The organism is Citrobacter sp. Cpo030, assembly GCF_030333005.1.
Classification (GTDB): Bacteria; Pseudomonadota; Gammaproteobacteria; order Enterobacterales; family Enterobacteriaceae; genus Citrobacter; species Citrobacter portucalensis.
This window is the reverse complement of sequence record NZ_JAOWGT010000074.1, coordinates 112,730-129,734: the sequence shown is the minus strand read 5'-3', so window position 1 is coordinate 129,734 and position 17,005 is coordinate 112,730. Positions and strand designations below refer to the sequence as shown.

Annotated in this window: 17 protein-coding genes and 1 pseudogene; 13 read left to right on the top strand and 5 right to left on the bottom strand. The window is 53.6% G+C overall.

Annotation, left to right across the window (positions count from 1 at the left end; translation table 11 throughout):
- Positions 1-47: 47 nt before the first annotated feature.
- Positions 48-1,151, top strand: coding sequence for a branched chain amino acid ABC transporter substrate-binding protein LivJ (livJ, locus tag OGY37_RS19920; RefSeq protein ID WP_139153507.1), 1,104 nt, complete (start codon positions 48-50; stop codon positions 1,149-1,151).
- Between the two features lie 83 nt (positions 1,152-1,234).
- Here the strand turns inward: livJ and OGY37_RS19915 are convergent.
- Together OGY37_RS19915 and panM are read right to left on the bottom strand one after the other, a co-directional pair.
- Positions 1,235-1,361: pseudogene (locus OGY37_RS19915) on the bottom strand (hypothetical protein).
- The gene (gene panM, locus OGY37_RS19910) at positions 1,346-1,729 is read right to left on the bottom strand and encodes an aspartate 1-decarboxylase autocleavage activator PanM (protein ID WP_003827573.1); all 384 of its coding nucleotides are present in this window, start codon (positions 1,727-1,729) and stop codon (positions 1,346-1,348) included. Before panM ends, OGY37_RS19915 begins: the two are co-directional and overlap by 16 nt.
- Positions 1,730-2,152: 423 nt before the next feature.
- Between panM and livK the strand changes: the two genes are divergently transcribed.
- The 11 genes from livK to ugpQ all read left to right on the top strand — a co-directional run bounded on the left by livK (position 2,153) and on the right by ugpQ (position 12,612).
- Positions 2,153-3,262 carry a high-affinity branched-chain amino acid ABC transporter substrate-binding protein LivK gene (livK, locus tag OGY37_RS19905; RefSeq protein ID WP_003023433.1) on the top strand — a complete coding sequence of 370 codons (1,110 nt, stop codon included), beginning with the start codon at positions 2,153-2,155 and terminating at the stop codon, positions 3,260-3,262.
- A 61-nt stretch (positions 3,263-3,323) separates the two neighbouring features.
- Positions 3,324-4,250 (top strand): high-affinity branched-chain amino acid ABC transporter permease LivH, encoded by a 927-nt coding sequence (gene livH, locus OGY37_RS19900; RefSeq protein WP_003827575.1) that lies wholly within the window; start codon positions 3,324-3,326, stop codon positions 4,248-4,250.
- Positions 4,247-5,524 (top strand): branched chain amino acid ABC transporter permease LivM, encoded by a 1,278-nt coding sequence (gene livM, locus OGY37_RS19895; RefSeq protein ID WP_048215381.1) that lies wholly within the window; start codon positions 4,247-4,249, stop codon positions 5,522-5,524. Before livH ends, livM begins: the two co-directional genes overlap by 4 nt.
- Positions 5,521-6,288: a high-affinity branched-chain amino acid ABC transporter ATP-binding protein LivG gene (livG, locus tag OGY37_RS19890; protein ID WP_003827578.1), complete on the top strand. Its 768-nt coding sequence runs from the start codon at positions 5,521-5,523 to the stop codon at positions 6,286-6,288. Before livM ends, livG begins: the two co-directional genes overlap by 4 nt.
- A 17-nt stretch (positions 6,289-6,305) precedes the next feature.
- The gene (gene livF / locus OGY37_RS19885) at positions 6,306-7,019 is read left to right on the top strand and encodes a high-affinity branched-chain amino acid ABC transporter ATP-binding protein LivF (RefSeq protein ID WP_003827581.1); all 714 of its coding nucleotides are present in this window, start codon (positions 6,306-6,308) and stop codon (positions 7,017-7,019) included.
- 101 nt (positions 7,020-7,120) lie between these two features.
- Positions 7,121-7,402: a hypothetical protein gene (locus tag OGY37_RS19880; protein WP_286621664.1), complete on the top strand. Its 282-nt coding sequence runs from the start codon at positions 7,121-7,123 to the stop codon at positions 7,400-7,402.
- Positions 7,403-7,649: 247 nt separating this feature from the next.
- Positions 7,650-8,966: a sn-glycerol-3-phosphate ABC transporter substrate-binding protein UgpB gene (ugpB, locus tag OGY37_RS19875; RefSeq protein WP_003827583.1), complete on the top strand. Its 1,317-nt coding sequence runs from the start codon at positions 7,650-7,652 to the stop codon at positions 8,964-8,966.
- Between the two features lie 103 nt (positions 8,967-9,069).
- The gene (gene ugpA, locus OGY37_RS19870) at positions 9,070-9,957 is read left to right on the top strand and encodes a sn-glycerol-3-phosphate ABC transporter permease UgpA (RefSeq protein ID WP_126956409.1); all 888 of its coding nucleotides are present in this window, start codon (positions 9,070-9,072) and stop codon (positions 9,955-9,957) included.
- The gene (gene ugpE, locus OGY37_RS19865; RefSeq protein WP_003023450.1) at positions 9,954-10,799 is read left to right on the top strand and encodes a sn-glycerol-3-phosphate ABC transporter permease UgpE; all 846 of its coding nucleotides are present in this window, start codon (positions 9,954-9,956) and stop codon (positions 10,797-10,799) included. Before ugpA ends, ugpE begins: the two co-directional genes overlap by 4 nt.
- A gap of 2 nt (positions 10,800-10,801) precedes the next feature.
- Entirely contained in the window at positions 10,802-11,872 is a 1,071-nt protein-coding gene (locus OGY37_RS19860; RefSeq protein ID WP_149280752.1) for a sn-glycerol-3-phosphate import ATP-binding protein UgpC, read from the top strand.
- Positions 11,869-12,612 (top strand): glycerophosphodiester phosphodiesterase, encoded by a 744-nt coding sequence (ugpQ, locus tag OGY37_RS19855; RefSeq protein WP_003827589.1) that lies wholly within the window; start codon positions 11,869-11,871, stop codon positions 12,610-12,612. The genes OGY37_RS19860 and ugpQ overlap by 4 nt, the downstream gene beginning before the upstream one ends.
- On the opposite strand, the gene OGY37_RS19850 is transcribed toward ugpQ, so the two are convergent.
- Entirely contained in the window at positions 12,609-13,049 is a 441-nt protein-coding gene (locus OGY37_RS19850; RefSeq protein ID WP_003827591.1) for a DUF2756 family protein, read from the bottom strand. The two genes, ugpQ and OGY37_RS19850, sit on opposite strands and share 4 nt — an antisense overlap.
- Before the next feature lie 118 nt (positions 13,050-13,167).
- On the opposite strand from OGY37_RS19850, the gene ggt reads away from it, so the two are divergent.
- The gene (gene ggt / locus OGY37_RS19845) at positions 13,168-14,913 is read left to right on the top strand and encodes a gamma-glutamyltransferase (protein ID WP_003827593.1); all 1,746 of its coding nucleotides are present in this window, start codon (positions 13,168-13,170) and stop codon (positions 14,911-14,913) included.
- 44 nt (positions 14,914-14,957) lie between these two features.
- Here ggt and OGY37_RS19840 read toward each other — a convergent pair whose 3' ends face one another.
- Positions 14,958-15,992, bottom strand: a complete 1,035-nt coding sequence (locus OGY37_RS19840; RefSeq protein ID WP_003827595.1) for a phosphotriesterase family protein — start codon at positions 15,990-15,992, stop codon at positions 14,958-14,960.
- Complete coding sequence (locus OGY37_RS19835; protein WP_079934302.1) at positions 15,989-16,960, bottom strand: DMT family transporter; 972 nt, start codon at positions 16,958-16,960, stop codon at positions 15,989-15,991. Before OGY37_RS19835 ends, OGY37_RS19840 begins: the two co-directional genes overlap by 4 nt.
- Positions 16,961-17,005 lie beyond the last annotated feature (45 nt).

Genomic DNA, 17,005 nt, shown 5'->3' with positions numbered 1-17,005 from the left:
ACAACATCACAACACACGTAATAACCACAATAATGGGGATTGTCAGGATGAATATGAAGGGTAAAGCGTTATTGGCAGGATGTATCGCCCTGTCTTTGAGCAATATGGCGTTTGCTAAGGATATTAAAGTTGCCGTCGTCGGCGCGATGTCCGGTCCGGTAGCGCAGTATGGCGATCAGGAATTTACTGGCGCAGAGCAGGCGATTGCAGATATCAACGCCAAAGGCGGGGTGAAAGGCGACAAACTGGTCATGGTGAAATATGACGATGCCTGTGACCCGAAACAAGCGGTAGCGGTAGCTAACAAAGTGGTCAACGACGGGATTAAATATGTTATCGGCCACCTGTGCTCGTCTTCCACTCAGCCTGCGTCAGATATCTATGAAGACGAAGGCATTCTGATGATCACCCCAGCGGCAACGGCGCCGGAGCTGACCGCGCGCGGTTATAACCTGGTGATGCGTACCACCGGTCTGGATTCCGATCAGGGCCCAACCGCTGCCAAATATATCGTTGAAAAAGTGAAGCCGAAGCGCATTGCGATCGTTCACGACAAACAACAGTACGGTGAAGGCCTGGCGCGTTCCGTGCAGGACAACCTCAAGAAAGCCAACGCTGACGTGGTGTTCTTCGACGGGATCACCGCTGGCGAGAAAGATTTCTCTACGCTGGTGGCGCGTCTGAAGAAAGAGAATATCGATTTCGTTTACTACGGTGGTTACCACCCGGAAATGGGGCAGATTCTGCGCCAGGCACGCGCTGCGGGTCTGAAAACCCAGTTTATGGGACCTGAAGGGGTAGCGAACGTGTCGCTGTCTAACATCGCGGGTGAGTCTGCAGAAGGCTTACTGGTAACGAAACCGAAGAACTACGATCAGGTTCCGGCGAACAAACCGATTGTGGACGCGATCAAAGCCAAGAAACAAGATCCGAGCGGTGCATTCGTATGGACCACCTACGCCGCGCTGCAATCCTTGCAGGCCGGTCTGAACCAGTCTGACGACCCGGCTGAAATTGCCAAATACCTGAAAGCAAACTCAGTGGAAACCGTCATGGGGCCGCTGTCATGGGATGCGAAGGGCGATCTGAAAGGCTTCGAATTCGGCGTGTTTGACTGGCATGCAAACGGGACGGCGACCGACGCCAAATAATTTTCCTGGCGCCTTTCGCGCTGCAGATGCGTTGGCTACGTTATTCAACCCCGGTCACTTACTTATGTAATCTCCCGGGGACTTCATAACTTGCCGCCTTCCTGCAACGTGAAATTCTTGGAAAATTGCGAGGCTGTTTTTTATTTTTTCTCCCAGCATGTAGGCCGGATAAGCGTCAGCGCCATCCGGCTTTTTTATCTTTTTTCCCAGCCATTCTCCTGGGCTGTAAACCCTAACGCTTGCATAAACGCGGCCATCACGCTGCGGTCTTCAACGCCGACGTCGGCCATCCACCATGAACTCACATCAGGGTTTTCCCGGATGACTTCTTCGATCAAATACTGCCCGACGCCGCGACGGCGGGTGATATCGCGTACGCGCAATGAATCTAATGCACCTTGCGTGCCGCTCAGGGTTACGCGAACTGCGCCTAACAGACGCTCGTTAAAGCGTGCGGCGTAGATCCGGTGCGTTTCATCTACGCTTAACGATGAGGCGGAATATTCCGGCCAGATTTTGCCCAGATCAATCTGGTCCTGGTCGCTAAAGTTATCTAAACGAACGATGGTCAGCTTCATTAACAGCATGTCCAAATCACAAAAGATGGAATGAGTGTACCGAAATAATTCGCCCGGATGCTTTCTCTTTTTTATGTGAATAACCAGATTAATAATTTTGTAACAACGGTAATGACAGTTTGAAACCGTAGAGATTGAAAAATAGGCAGAATAATACCCTGGGATGCAGCATTTTATTCGGCTCTTTGTACCGTTATTTTATGCTGACAAACGTGCTTTTTTTTGTTTATCTATAGTGAAAAGCAGAATATTATCTTTTCTTAATCGACTGAAAAATAGAGATTTTAGCCTGATTTTGCTTAAAAAACTGCGCTAAACCATTAATGAGACTGGTAAAAATAGTGCAGTTCAAAAAAAGCACAGACTGCTTTTTAACCACATAAATACAAAATATTAATTACGTCACGAATGGGGATTCAGGTAATGAAACGGAATGCGAAAACAATCATCGCAGGGGTGATAGCACTGGCAATGTCACACGCGGTCATGGCGGAAGATATCAAGGTCGCTGTTGTCGGCGCGATGTCAGGTCCGGTCGCGCAGTGGGGCGATATGGAATTTAATGGCGCACGTCAGGCCATTAAAGATATCAATGCCAAAGGCGGGGTCAAAGGCGACAAACTGGTTGCTGTGGAATATGACGACGCCTGCGATCCGAAACAGGCCGTTGCGGTAGCGAACAAAATCGTCAATGACGGCATTCAGTACGTTATTGGTCATCTGTGCTCATCTTCCACGCAGCCCGCATCAGATATCTATGAAGATGAAGGCATTCTGATGATTTCTCCGGGTGCCACAAACCCGGAACTGACCCAGCGCGGTTACGCTCACATTATGCGTACAGCGGGCCTGGACTCCTCTCAGGGGCCGACCGCCGCGAAATACATTCTGGAGAAGGTGAAGCCACAGCGTATCGCCATCATTCACGATAAACAGCAATACGGTGAAGGCCTGGCGCGTTCGGTGCAGGACAGCCTGAAAGCGGGCAAAGCCAACATCGTTTTCTTTGACGGTATCACCGCCGGGGAAAAAGATTTTTCTGCGCTGATCGCTCGCCTGAAAAAAGAAAATATCGACTTTGTTTATTACGGCGGCTACTACCCGGAAATGGGGCAAATGCTGCGCCAGGCGCGTTCCGTCGGGCTGAAAACCCAGTTTATGGGACCTGAGGGCGTCGGCAATGCGTCGCTGTCTAACATCGCCGGTGATGCTGCTGAAGGCATGCTGGTAACCATGCCAAAACGCTATGACCAGGATCCGGCGAATAAGGCTATCGTCGATGCGCTCAAAGCTGACAAGAAAGATCCAACCGGACCATACGTGTGGATCACTTATGCAGCCGTCCAGTCATTGGCGACAGCAATGGATCGCAGCGGTAGCAAAGAGCCGTTGGACCTGGTGAAAGATCTGAAAGCACACGGGGCTGATACCGTGATTGGGCCGCTGAAATGGGACGAAAAAGGCGATTTGAAGGGATTTGAGTTTGGTGTCTTCCAGTGGCATGCAGACGGTTCTTCGACCGTCGCGAAGTAATACCTGAAGACGAGTTATCCCACCGCCCGTGCAAAACGGGCGGGTTTAAAAAGGTTACCTTATGTCCGAGCAGTTCCTCTATTTCTTGCAGCAGATGTTTAACGGCGTCACGCTGGGAAGCACCTACGCGCTGATCGCCATCGGTTACACGATGGTGTACGGCATTATCGGCATGATCAACTTCGCCCACGGCGAGGTGTATATGATCGGCAGCTATGTCTCCTTTATGATCATCGCAGCGCTAATGATGATGGGCATCGATTCCAGCTGGCTACTGGTCGCGGCGGGCTTCGTCGGCGCAATTGTGATTGCCAGCGCCTACGGCTGGAGCATTGAACGCGTGGCGTATCGGCCCGTGCGCAGCTCCAAGCGCCTGATCGCGCTGATTTCCGCTATCGGGATGTCCATCTTCCTGCAAAACTACGTCAGCCTGACGGAAGGTTCGCGCGACGTGGCGCTGCCCAGCCTGTTTAATGGCCAGTGGACTGTCGGCAGTAGCGATAACTTCTCTGCTTCCATCACCACCATGCAGTTGGTTATCTGGATCGTAACCTTCCTGGCGATGCTGGCGCTGACGCTGTTTATCCGTTACTCCCGTATGGGCCGCGCCTGCCGTGCCTGTGCAGAAGACCTGAAGATGGCCAGCCTGCTCGGCATCAATACCGATCGCGTGATTGCGTTGACCTTTGTGATTGGTGCGGCAATGGCGGCGGTAGCGGGCGTGCTGCTCGGTCAGTTCTATGGCGTAATTAACCCATACATCGGCTTTATGGCCGGGATGAAGGCCTTTACCGCGGCGGTACTGGGCGGCATCGGCAGCATTCCTGGGGCGATGATCGGCGGCCTGATTCTGGGCGTTGCGGAAGCGCTTTCCTCTGCTTATCTGAGTACTGAATACAAAGACGTCGTTTCATTCGCGCTGCTGATTCTGGTGCTGCTGGTGATGCCGACCGGTATTCTGGGTCGCCCGGAGGTAGAGAAAGTATGAAACCGATGCATTTTGCAATGGCGCTGCTCTCTGCCGCTATGTTCTTCGTCCTGGCGGGCGTCTTTATGGGGGTTCAGTTAGAGCTGGACGGTACCAAGCTGGTAGTCGATACCGCTGCGGATATCCGCTGGCAGTGGGTGTTTATCGGCACTGGCGTGGTCTTTCTCTTTCAGCTGTTGCGTCCAGCCTTCCAGAAAGGCCTGAAGAGCGTCTCCGGGCCGAAGTTTATTCTGCCGGCGATTGATGGCTCCACCGTTAAACAGAAGCTGTTCCTGGTGGCGCTGCTGGTGATTGCCGTGGCGTGGCCGTTTATGGTTTCGCGCGGAACGGTGGATATCGCCACGCTGACGATGATTTATATCATCCTCGGCCTCGGCTTAAACGTGGTGGTGGGGCTTTCCGGCCTGCTGGTGCTGGGCTACGGCGGCTTCTATGCCATCGGCGCTTACACCTTCGCGCTGCTGAACCACTATTACGGACTCGGCTTCTGGACCTGCCTGCCGCTGGCAGGGCTGGTTTCCGCTGCAGCGGGCTTCCTGCTCGGCTTCCCGGTACTGCGCCTGCGCGGTGATTATCTGGCGATTGTGACCTTAGGCTTCGGCGAAATCGTCCGTATTCTGCTGCTCAACAACACCGAAGTAACCGGCGGTCCAAACGGTATTAGCCAGATCCCGAAACCGACCTTTTTCGGTCTGGAGTTCAGCCGTACCGCCCGTGAAGGCGGCTGGGATACCTTCAGCAACTTCTTTAACGTCAAGTACGATCCGTCTGACCGCGTCATTTTCCTCTATCTGGTGGCGCTGCTGCTGGTGGTCTTCTCGCTGTTTGTTATTAACCGTCTGCTGCGTATGCCGCTGGGTCGTGCGTGGGAAGCGCTGCGTGAAGATGAAATCGCCTGTCGTTCTCTGGGCTTAAACCCTACGCGCATCAAGCTGACAGCTTTTACTATCAGCGCCGCGTTTGCCGGTTTTGCCGGTACGCTGTTTGCCGCGCGCCAGGGGTTTGTCAGCCCGGAATCCTTCACCTTTGCCGAGTCGGCCTTTGTGCTGGCAATTGTGGTATTGGGCGGAATGGGGTCACAGTTCGCGGTGATCCTCGCGGCCATCCTGCTGGTAGTGTCACGCGAGCTGATGCGTGATTTCAACGAATACAGCATGTTAATGCTGGGTGGTTTAATGGTACTGATGATGATCTGGCGTCCGCAGGGCTTGTTGCCGATGACCCGTCCACAGTTGAAGCTGAAAAACGGGGAAGCAAAAGGAGAGCAGGCATGAGTCAGCCATTATTATCCGTTAACGGCCTGATGATGCGCTTCGGCGGTCTGCTGGCGGTAAACAACGTTGAACTGGAACTGCGACCGCAGGAGATCGTTTCGTTAATCGGCCCGAACGGTGCGGGGAAAACCACGGTCTTTAACTGTCTGACCGGTTTTTATAAGCCGACCGGCGGGACGATTAAGCTGCGCGACCAGCACCTGGAAGGGCTGCCGGGTCAGCAAATCGCGCGTATGGGCGTGGTACGTACTTTCCAGCACGTGCGTCTGTTTCGCGAAATGACGGTGATTGAAAACCTGCTGGTGGCGCAACATCAGCAACTGAAAACCGGCGTCTTCTCCGGCCTGTTGAAAACCCCGTCGTTCCGTCGCGCGCAGAGTGAAGCGTTGGATCGCGCCGCCACCTGGCTTGCGCGTATTGGCTTGCTGGAGCATGCCAACCGTCAGGCCAGTAACCTGGCCTATGGCGATCAGCGCCGTCTGGAAATTGCCCGCTGCATGGTGACCCAGCCGGAAATCCTGATGCTCGACGAACCCGCTGCGGGACTCAACCCGAAAGAGACCAAAGAGCTGGACGAGCTGATTGCTGAACTGCGTAACCATCACAACACCACCATTTTGTTGATTGAGCACGACATGAAGCTGGTGATGGGGATTTCCGACCGTATTTACGTGGTGAACCAGGGCACGCCGCTGGCGAATGGGACGCCGGAACAGATTCGTAATAACCCGGATGTTATCCGCGCCTATTTAGGTGAAGCATAATGGGGGCGAGGCTTAATATGGATAAAGCGATGTTATCGTTCGACAAAGTCAACGCCCACTACGGCAAGATACAGGCGCTGCACGATGTCAGCTTGTATATCAATCAGGGTGAAATCGTTACCCTGATTGGTGCCAACGGCGCGGGAAAAACCACGCTGCTCGGCACATTGTGTGGCGACCCGCGAGCGACCAGCGGGCGAATCGTCTTTGATGGTAAAGACATTACCGACTGGCAGACGGCGAAAATCATGCGCGAAGCGGTAGCGATTGTGCCGGAAGGGCGTCGCGTGTTTTCCCGTATGACGGTGGAAGAGAACCTGGCGATGGGCGGCTTCTTTGCCGAAAAGGACCAGTTTCAGGAACGCATCAAATGGGTGTATGACCTGTTTCCCCGTCTGCATGAGCGTCGTATTCAGCGTGCGGGAACGATGTCCGGCGGTGAACAACAGATGCTGGCGATAGGCCGCGCGCTGATGAGCCAGCCGAGGCTGCTGCTGCTTGATGAACCGTCGCTGGGTCTGGCGCCGATTATCATCCAGCAGATCTTTAACACCATCGAACAGCTGCGCGAACAGGGGATGACCATCTTCCTCGTCGAACAGAACGCTAACCAGGCGCTGAAGCTCGCCGATCGCGGCTACGTGCTGGAAAACGGTCATGTGGTGCTGGAAGACACCGGTGATGCGCTACTGGCTAACGAAGCGGTGCGAAGCGCGTATCTGGGCGGTTAATCATTCTCTGAATAGACAAGGGGCCTGCTGTGGCCCCTTTTTATTGCTCTATGTTATTATTGAGAATAGTTATCAATAATAAAAATGAACATGGAGAAAGGATGATTCGTTCAGGTACCTGCATGATGATTGGCAGTTTGTTTTTGACGCTTTCACTAACCACCCAGGCCTCAACACCGCCAGCGTTTGACCCGCGCGATCCCGCTATCTGGGAAGAGAAACCGGCCAACCCGTTAACGCAATCCGACTCGCCCTGCGAAGTGTTTACCAGCTCGGTATGCCCAGGCTGGGATGATGATAAATCGGATATCCAACGTGAACGTGAGCGGCGAGAGCAGCAGCGTTTACAGAATGAATATGAACGACGCTGGCGTCGGGATTAATCTTCCTTGCTGGAGCAGCAGATAACGCCATCCAGGCCGGAGAAGGTATAGCGATATCCGGCTTTGTTGTGCACCACCCCGCATTTTCCTGTCACTACGCTTTCACCGCCTTGCCATCTGTTTGTCGCCTTACTATCTTTTTTTTGTAATAAAAAAGTTATTTTTCTGTCATTCGAGCATGTCATGTTACCCCCGCGAGCATAAAACGCGTGATATCGCGCATCCGGCACAACAAGAGAGATAACCGATGATATCGTTACGACATACAGCTTTAGGACTGGCACTTAGCCTGGCATTTGCAGGTCAGGCACTGGCGGTCACCACTATCCCGTTCTGGCACTCAATGGAAGGCGAACTGGGTAAAGAAGTTGATTCACTGGCGCAACGTTTTAATGCAGCCAATCCCGACTACAAAATTGTTCCGCAGTACAAAGGCAACTATGAGCAGAGCCTGAGTGCAGGAATTGCTGCTTTCCGTACCGGAAACGCGCCTGCGCTGCTGCAGGTTTATGAAGTGGGCACGGCAACCATGATGGCCTCAAAAGCCATTAAACCGGTCTATGAAGTATTCAAAGAGGCTGGCATTAACTTCGATGAGTCTCAGTTCGTACCGACCGTTTCCGGTTACTACACCGACTCTAAAAGCGGACACTTGCTCTCCCAGCCGTTTAACAGCTCCACTCCGGTGCTGTACTACAACAAAGATGCCTTCAAAAAAGCCGGTTTAGACCCGGAGCAGCCGCCGAAAACCTGGCAGGATCTGGCGGAGTACACCGCGAAGCTGAAAGCCGCAGGCATGAAGTGCGGTTACGCCAGCGGCTGGCAGGGATGGATTCAGATTGAAAACTTCAGCGCCTGGAACGGTCTGCCGGTAGCAACCAAAAACAATGGCTTTGACGGTACTGACGCGGTGCTGGAGTTCAATAAACCGGAACAGGTGAAACACATCGCTCTGCTGGAAGAGCTGAACAAAAAAGGTGATTTCAGCTACTTCGGGCGTAAGGACGAATCCACTGAGAAGTTCTACAACGGGGATTGTGCCATTACCACCGCCTCTTCCGGTTCGCTGGCGGACATCCGCCACTACGCTAAATTCAATTATGGCGTCGGGATGATGCCGTACGATGCCGATGTGAAGGGCGCGCCGCAGAATGCGATTATCGGTGGGGCCAGCCTGTGGGTGATGCAGGGTAAAGATAAAGCAACCTACGAAGGCGTGGCGCAGTTCCTCAACTTCCTGGCGAAGCCTGAAATTGCTGCCGAATGGCACCAGAAGACCGGCTATCTGCCGATCACCACCGCTGCCTACGACCTGACCCGTGAACAGGGCTTCTATGAGAAGAACCCTGGGGCTGATATCGCCACCCGCCAGATGCTGAACAAGCCGCCGTTGCCATTCACCAAAGGGCTGCGTTTGGGCAATATGCCGCAGATCCGCACTATTGTGGATGAAGAGCTGGAAAGCGTCTGGACCGGGAAGAAAACCCCGCAGCAGGCACTGGATGCCGCCGTTGAGCGTGGCAATCAGTTACTGCGCCGCTTTGAGCAATCGACCAAGTCTTAAGTGTATAAGTGCCTGATGGCGCTGTGCTTATCAGGCCTACAAGTTTGTAGGCCGGATAAGGTGCTTGCACCGCCATCCGGCACCTTCCAGGAAAAGAACCTACATGTCTTCATCCCGTCCGGTATTCCGCTCGCGTTGGCTTCCCTATTTATTGGTGGCTCCGCAGCTGGTTATCACCGTTATTTTCTTTATCTGGCCCGCCGGTGAAGCGTTGTGGTACTCGCTACAATCCGTTGATCCGTTTGGTCTTTCCAGCCAGTTTGTCGGACTGGAAAACTTTGTCGCACTGTTTCATGACCCGTACTACCTCGACTCATTCTGGACCACCATTAAGTTCAGTACGTTAGTCACGGTAAGCGGTCTGCTGGTGTCGTTATTTTTTGCGGCGCTGGTGAATTACGTGGTGCGCGGCAGCCGTTTTTACCAGACGCTGATGCTGTTGCCATACGCCGTCGCGCCCGCCGTCGCCGCCGTATTGTGGATCTTCCTGTTTAACCCAGGTCGCGGGCTGATTACCCATTTTCTCGGTGAGTTTGGCTATGACTGGAACCATGCGCAAAACAGCGGTCAGGCAATGTTTCTGGTGGTGTTCGCGTCGGTCTGGAAGCAGATTAGTTACAACTTCCTGTTCTTCTTTGCCGCACTGCAGTCTATCCCGCGGTCGCTGATCGAAGCCGCCGCGATTGATGGTGCAGGGCCGGTTCGCCGCTTCTTTAAGCTGGCGCTGCCGCTGATAGCCCCGGTCAGCTTCTTTCTGCTGGTGGTGAATCTGGTTTACGCCTTCTTTGATACCTTCCCGGTGATCGATGCCGCCACGGCGGGTGGACCGGTACAGGCGACCACGACGTTGATTTATAAGATCTATCGCGAAGGCTTTGTTGGGCTGGATCTCTCCGCCTCGGCTGCGCAATCGGTGGTGCTGATGTTGCTGGTCATTATTTTGACGGTGGTGCAGTTCCGCTATGTGGAAAGTAAGGTGCGTTACCAATGATTGAGAACCGTCGTGGGCTGACAATATTCAGCCATGCCATGTTGATTATGGGGATCATGGTGATCCTGTTTCCGCTGTACGTCGCGTTTGTCGCGGCGACGCTGGACAACAAAGCGGTGTTTGAAACGCCGATGACGCTGGTTCCCGGCACGCAGTTGCTGGAGAACATGAAATACATCTGGGTCAACGGTGTGGGCGTCAACAGCGCGCCGTTCTGGTTGATGATGCTTAACAGCTTCATCATGGCGTTCAGTATTACGGTAGGGAAAATCACCGTCTCCATGCTCTCCGCATTCGCCATCGTCTGGTTCCGTTTTCCGCTGCGCAACCTGTTCTTCTGGATGATTTTTATCACCCTGATGCTGCCGGTTGAGGTGCGAATCTTCCCCACCGTGGAGGTTATCGCCAACCTGAAAATGCTCGACAGCTATGCGGGTCTGACGCTGCCGTTGATGGCATCGGCTACTGCGACCTTCTTGTTCCGCCAGTTCTTTATGACCCTGCCGGATGAGCTGGTTGAGGCTGCGCGTATTGACGGCGCATCACCGATGCGTTTTTTCCGCGATATCGTTCTACCGCTGTCAAAAACCAATCTGGCGGCGCTGTTTGTTATTACCTTTATCTACGGCTGGAACCAGTATCTGTGGCCGTTGTTAATTATTACCGACGTCAATTTGGGCACTGCGGTGGCGGGTATCAAAGGCATGATCGCCACCGGTGAAGGCACTACGCAGTGGAACCAGGTAATGGCCGCCATGCTGCTGACGCTCATCCCTCCGGTAATCATCGTGTTAGCCATGCAGCGCGCGTTTGTGCGTGGTTTAGTGGACAGTGAGAAATAAAAATGGCTGGTTTAAAACTACAAGCAGTAACCAAAAGCTGGGACGGCAAAACCCAGGTAATTAAACCGCTGACGCTGGACGTCGCGGACGGGGAATTTATCGTGATGGTTGGGCCATCCGGCTGCGGAAAGTCTACGCTGCTGCGGATGGTGGCCGGGCTGGAGCGGGTGAGCGGTGGCGATATCTGGATTGATAATAAACGCGTCACCGAGATGGAGCCGAAGGATCGCGGCATAGCGATGGTCTTTCAAAACTACGCGCTTTACCCGCATATGAGCGTGGAAGAAAACATGGCCTGGGGGCTGAAAATCCGCGGGATGGGCAAGGAGCACATTGCTGAGCGGGTAAATGAGGCGGCGCGTATTCTCGAGCTGGGTGAGCTGCTCAAGCGCCGTCCGCGCGAACTTTCTGGCGGTCAGCGCCAGCGCGTAGCGATGGGACGAGCGATTGTGCGTGACCCGGCGGTATTCCTGTTCGATGAGCCGCTTTCTAACCTTGATGCCAAGCTGCGCGTACAGATGCGTCTGGAGTTACAACATCTGCATCGCCGCCTGAAAACCACTTCGCTATACGTGACGCACGACCAGGTTGAAGCGATGACCCTCGCCCAACGGGTGATGGTGATGAATAAAGGCATTGCCGAGCAGGTAGGTACGCCGGTTGAGGTGTATGAAAAGCCAGCCAGCCGCTTTGTGGCGAGTTTTATCGGCAGCCCGGCGATGAACCTGCTAGACGGGCGCATCAGCGCCGCGGGTACCCATTTTGAACTGGAGGGCGGCATGACGTTACCCATCGGCAGAAGCGCGAGAGAGGCTATTGGGCGTAACATGACGTTGGGTATCCGCCCGGAGCATATTGCGCTAAGCTCGCAGGCCGAAGGCGGCGTGCCGTTAGTCGTCGACACGCTGGAAATGCTGGGTGCAGATAACCTGGCACACGGACGCTGGGGTGAGCAAAAGCTGGTGGTGCGACTGGCGCATCAGCATCGCCCGACGGCAGGCAGCACGCTGTGGCTGCATCTGCCGGAAAAACATCTGCATCTTTTTGATGGCGAAACAGGACAACGCGTATGAGTAACTGGCCTTACCCCCATATTGTCGCCCATCGTGGCGGCGGTAAGCTGGCCCCGGAAAACACCCTGGCGGCGATCGACGTGGGGGCGCGATACGGGCATACCATGATCGAGTTTGACGCTAAATTGTCGAAAGACGGTGAGATCTTCTTACTGCATGACGACAACCTGGAGCGAACCAGCAACGGCTGGGGCGTGGCAGGCGAGCTGAACTGGCAGGATTTATTGCGCGTGGACGCCGGCGGCTGGTTTAGCGGTGAGTTTAAAGGTGAACCGCTGCCGCTGCTCTCGCAAGTGGCCGAGCGCTGCCGTCAGCATGGAATGATGGCAAATATTGAAATTAAACCCACAACCGGTACCGGAACGTTAACCGGCAAAGTCGTGGCGCTGGCCGCGCGGGAACTGTGGGCGGGAATGACGCCGCCACTATTGTCATCCTTTGAAATTGATGCACTTGAAGCGGCGCAGCAGGCGGTACCTGAACTGCCGAGAGGCTTGCTGCTTGATGAATGGCGCGAGGACTGGCGCGAGCTGACCACACGGCTTGGATGCGTCTCTATTCATCTTAATCACAAACTGCTGGATGAAGCGCGTGTGGATGCGCTGCGCGATGCGGGGCTACGTATTCTGGTATATACCGTCAACCGACCCCAGCGCGCGGCGGAACTGCTGCGCTGGGGCGTGGACTGCATCTGTACCGATGCCATTGATACGATTGGTCCGGATTTCCAACCTTTTTAAGGCCCAATCGTTTTTAACGGAACGTTAGGCTGCGGCGTGCTGGAGGGCTTCAGCATGTCGCCGTTCTTTTTCTCTGACAGCATATGTTGCTTATTCAGAGAGCTGTCCGGGTTACGGGTTCCACTTAACATCCCACCGTTGCTGTTGGGCAGCATTTGCTGCTGACCGGAATTTAGCTCGCCTGGCTGAGACTGAAGGACCCGCTGGGAGTTGGTGTTAATTTGGTTTTCCAGATGCTGTTGCTGCATACGTGTCTGCGTTTGCAACTGCTGGTTGAGCATCCCTTTCTGCTGAATTTGCTGCGTTTGCATTTGGGTTTGCATACGCTGCTGACTCGGGATCTGATAACCGGGTTGGTTCGGGTTATTCATGGTGTTGATGGGCTGTGCAAAGCCTGCAAACGGCAACAGCATGGCTAAAAGTAAGAGTCGTTTCATCGCTTTTCTCCTCTCGGGGATCTCTTAAGTTTACTCCTTTCTCGCCGTTACGATGATTATTTCAGAGTTATGCACCAGGCTTAGTGGGGGCCGACCCCCATACATCTGGAGAATAACGATGATAAAACCGACGTTTTTACGCCGGGTAGCCATTGCTGCTCTGCTCTCAGGAAGTTGTTTTAGCGTTGCTGCCGCGCCGGCTGCACCACCACCGGTATCTTACGGAGTCGAGGAAGATGTGTTCCATCCCGTACGTGCTAAGCAAGGGATGGTGGCCTCTGTGGATGCTTTAGCTACCCAGGTTGGTGTGGACATTCTTAAACAGGGTGGGAATGCCGTCGATGCCGCCGTGGCCGTTGGCTATGCGCTGGCGGTGACGCATCCCCAGGCGGGCAATCTGGGCGGCGGTGGTTTTATGCTGCTGCGTACCAAAGACGGTAACACCACAGCGATCGATTTTCGTGAAATGGCGCCTGCTGGCGCGACCCGTGACATGTTCCTCGATGAGCAGGGCAACGCCGATGCGAAAAAGTCGCTGACGTCGCATCTGGCATCCGGTACGCCGGGTACCGTGGCGGGTTTCTCGCTGGCGCTGGAGAAATACGGCACGATGCCGCTGAACAAAGTGGTGCGCCCGGCGATGAAGCTAGCGGAAGAGGGCTTTGTGGTTAATGACGCGCTGGCCGACGATCTGAAAACCTATGGCAGCGAAGTGCTCCCTAATCACGAGAACAGCAAAGCCATTTTCTGGAAGGACGGCGAGCCGCTGAAAAAGGGCGACAAGCTGGTGCAAAAGAATCTGGCGAAAAGCCTGGAAATGATTGCCGAGAATGGCCCGGATGCGTTTTATAAAGGCGCGATTGCCGATCAGATAGCCGGGGAAATGCAGAAGAACGGCGGGCTGATGACCAAAGAGGATTTAGCCAGCTATAAAGCCGTGGAGCGCACGCCGATAAGCGGTGACTATCGCGGGTATCAGGTCTTCTCCATGCCGCCGCCGTCCTCTGGCGGTATTCACATCGTGCAGATCCTCAATATTCTCGAAAACTTCGATATGAAGAAGTACGGATTTGGCAGCGCCGATGCTATGCAGGTTATGGCTGAAGCGGAGAAATATGCTTACGCCGACCGTTCAGAGTATCTGGGCGACCCGGATTTTGTGAAAGTGCCGTGGCAAGCGCTGACCAACAAAGCCTATGCTAAAACGCTTGCCGATCAGATTGATATCAACAAGGCTAAGCCTTCCAGCCAGATCAAACCTGGCAAGCTCGCCCCGTATGAAAGCAACCAGACCACTCATTTCTCAGTGGTGGATAAAGACGGCAATGCCGTGGCGGTGACGTATACCCTGAATACCACCTTCGGGACAGGCATCGTGGCGGGTAACACCGGCATTCTGCTCAATAATGAAATGGACGATTTCTCCGCCAAGCCGGGCGTACCGAACGTCTACGGACTGGTGGGCGGTGATGCCAACGCGGTTGGGCCGAAGAAGCGTCCGCTGTCATCGATGTCGCCGACTATCGTGGTAAAAGACGGGAAAACCTGGCTGGTTACCGGCAGCCCTGGCGGAAGCCGAATTATCACTACCGTGCTGCAAATGGTGGTCAACAGCATTGATTTCGGGATGAACGTCGCCGAAGCGACCAACGCGCCACGTTTCCATCATCAGTGGTTGCCGGATGAACTGCGCATCGAGAAGGGCTTCAGCCCGGATACAATCAAGCTGCTGGAGCAAAAAGGACAGAAAGTGGCGCTGAAAGAGGCGATGGGCAGCACGCAGAGCATTATGGTTGGACCGGATGGCGCACTGTATGGTGCTTCTGACCCGCGTTCCGTGGATGATTTAACGGCGGGATACTGATTTTTGATTAATAGCCCGGTGTCAGGCACCGGGCGTTTTGTTGGCTATGCCGTGAGTAACCGCGCTGGATTATCAATACAGAGCTTGCGAAGAGTATCGTTGTCTACTCCACGGGCAGCCAGATAGGCGAGGAAAACATTCGGGACAAACCCCCAACCGTTCCCCCCATTTTTTGCCCACATCTGTTTGAGAAAAACATCATGGCTTAAAACTATCTGATCGGCGTAACCCAGTTCAATCAGATGAGCTACCGCATCTGCGGTCTCCTGAACGCCTGGGGCGATACCTTCTTTAGGGAAGGTAATGTCCAGACCAATCATGTCAAATTCAAGCCACACGCCGCGGTCGAGCATTTTACGTTGATAGGCAACATCTTTTCCTGACGGGTCCGAGTGTGCCAGCGAAACTTTTGCCGGAGAGACGTTCATCTCTTCAAGGACAATATCCAGTACCTCATCACCCAGCCGCAGCCACCCTGGCATATGGATATTCATCGCCGTATGGGGATTATTACGTTGTGCCAGAGACGCCGCTCGCAGACTGTTACGTTCCGCTTGGGTAAATGCGGGTGACACGCCAATTTCACCGATCATACCGGCGCGAATATCCGTTTCGCCAATCCCCTGATTCAGTTCCTTATCAATCAGTGCGGCTAATGAATCGACAGGTTTATGGATCCTGGTGCTTTCAAACTTCTCCAGATAAGGTCCTGATGAAGCAACGATATTCAAACCGGTTTTTATTGCCACTTCCCGTAACGATGAAGCGTCCCGACCGATAGACTCAGAACCCGTCGCGTCGACAATCGTCCTGCCTCCTAGTGACATAAAATTATTGATTTCAAAGATGACATCATCAATCTCTTTTCTGTCCATGTTATCGGCGCAGCAGTATGGGTCGTGTTTCAGTCCCCACTGAAGGTCAGCACTGACTTTTTTTCCTACCAGTTGCTGTGAAAAAGCATAATGTGGTTCATCAACAACGGATGACAGATCGTTAAACAGATGCTCATGCGGGAGCGTTAGCCCCATATCAGTGTGCGCCACTGGGCCTGTCACTGTTTGCAGGAAACCTTTCATCCTGACACCTCCATTTTTTGCGCCATTTTGGATGCTCTGTATTCTGGAATGGTGGTAACAATTGCGCCCACTAATGCGAACAACGTGCCGATGATGGTGACCAGATAGACCGTATTGCCTAAGGATGGGATCAATTCATCAATCAATACCGACCCAAGCAACTGGCCTGCGGTAGACGCTACCCCCAGCATTAGCAGACCTAAGCCTCTGACCAGAATCGCCATCAGCCCGATGGACAGCAGACCAAGCGGGCCACCGAGATACATCCACCACGTATCGGGTAACTGGACGGTGACATGGCCTAATGCGACACGTATTGCCAGTGCAGCGCCCAGCACACAAAAGCCGACAATGAAGTTCCAGGTAATGGAAACCAGCATAGAGCCCGTGGCCTCGGCAACTTTGGCATTTCCAGCAGGCTGCCAGCCAGCGAGTAATCCTGCCAAAAATGGAAGGATAGCGAGCAGGATAAAGGAGGTTGAATGCCACTGTGGCGACACGACAAAAATCGTGGCAATAACCGCGAACAATGCGCCAGCAACGCGCCATGGGGTGAAATATTTCTTCTCATCCACACCGACACCAAAACGGTCGCACAGTAGGCCGGAAAGGAGCAGGGCGGAAATTAATGCAGTTTGAAACGTGGCAACGCCCAACGCGCTGGCTGATGCCCCTTCCGAAAATACAACCATCGCTCCACATAATCCGGCAAACCAATTCCACAGTGGGATTTTTCTCTTTTTAATCAGCGTCGGGATCGATGCGAATTGCTGGCGTGTTTCTTTACGCGCAATAATAATGAAAAACATGACGACCAGACCGCTGGCGAACGAGATTACTGCACAAGCATTACCATCTTGCAACCAGTGTCCCAATTGCCCATTAACGGCAGACTGCATTGGGGAAAGCATACCGGCTAAGATGGTTGCAAGCATCAGTAAGGGAGTTGAGTACTTATTTTTGTTCATACATCAATCCTTTTATTTTATAAAAGGAGTAACTTTCGTTACTCC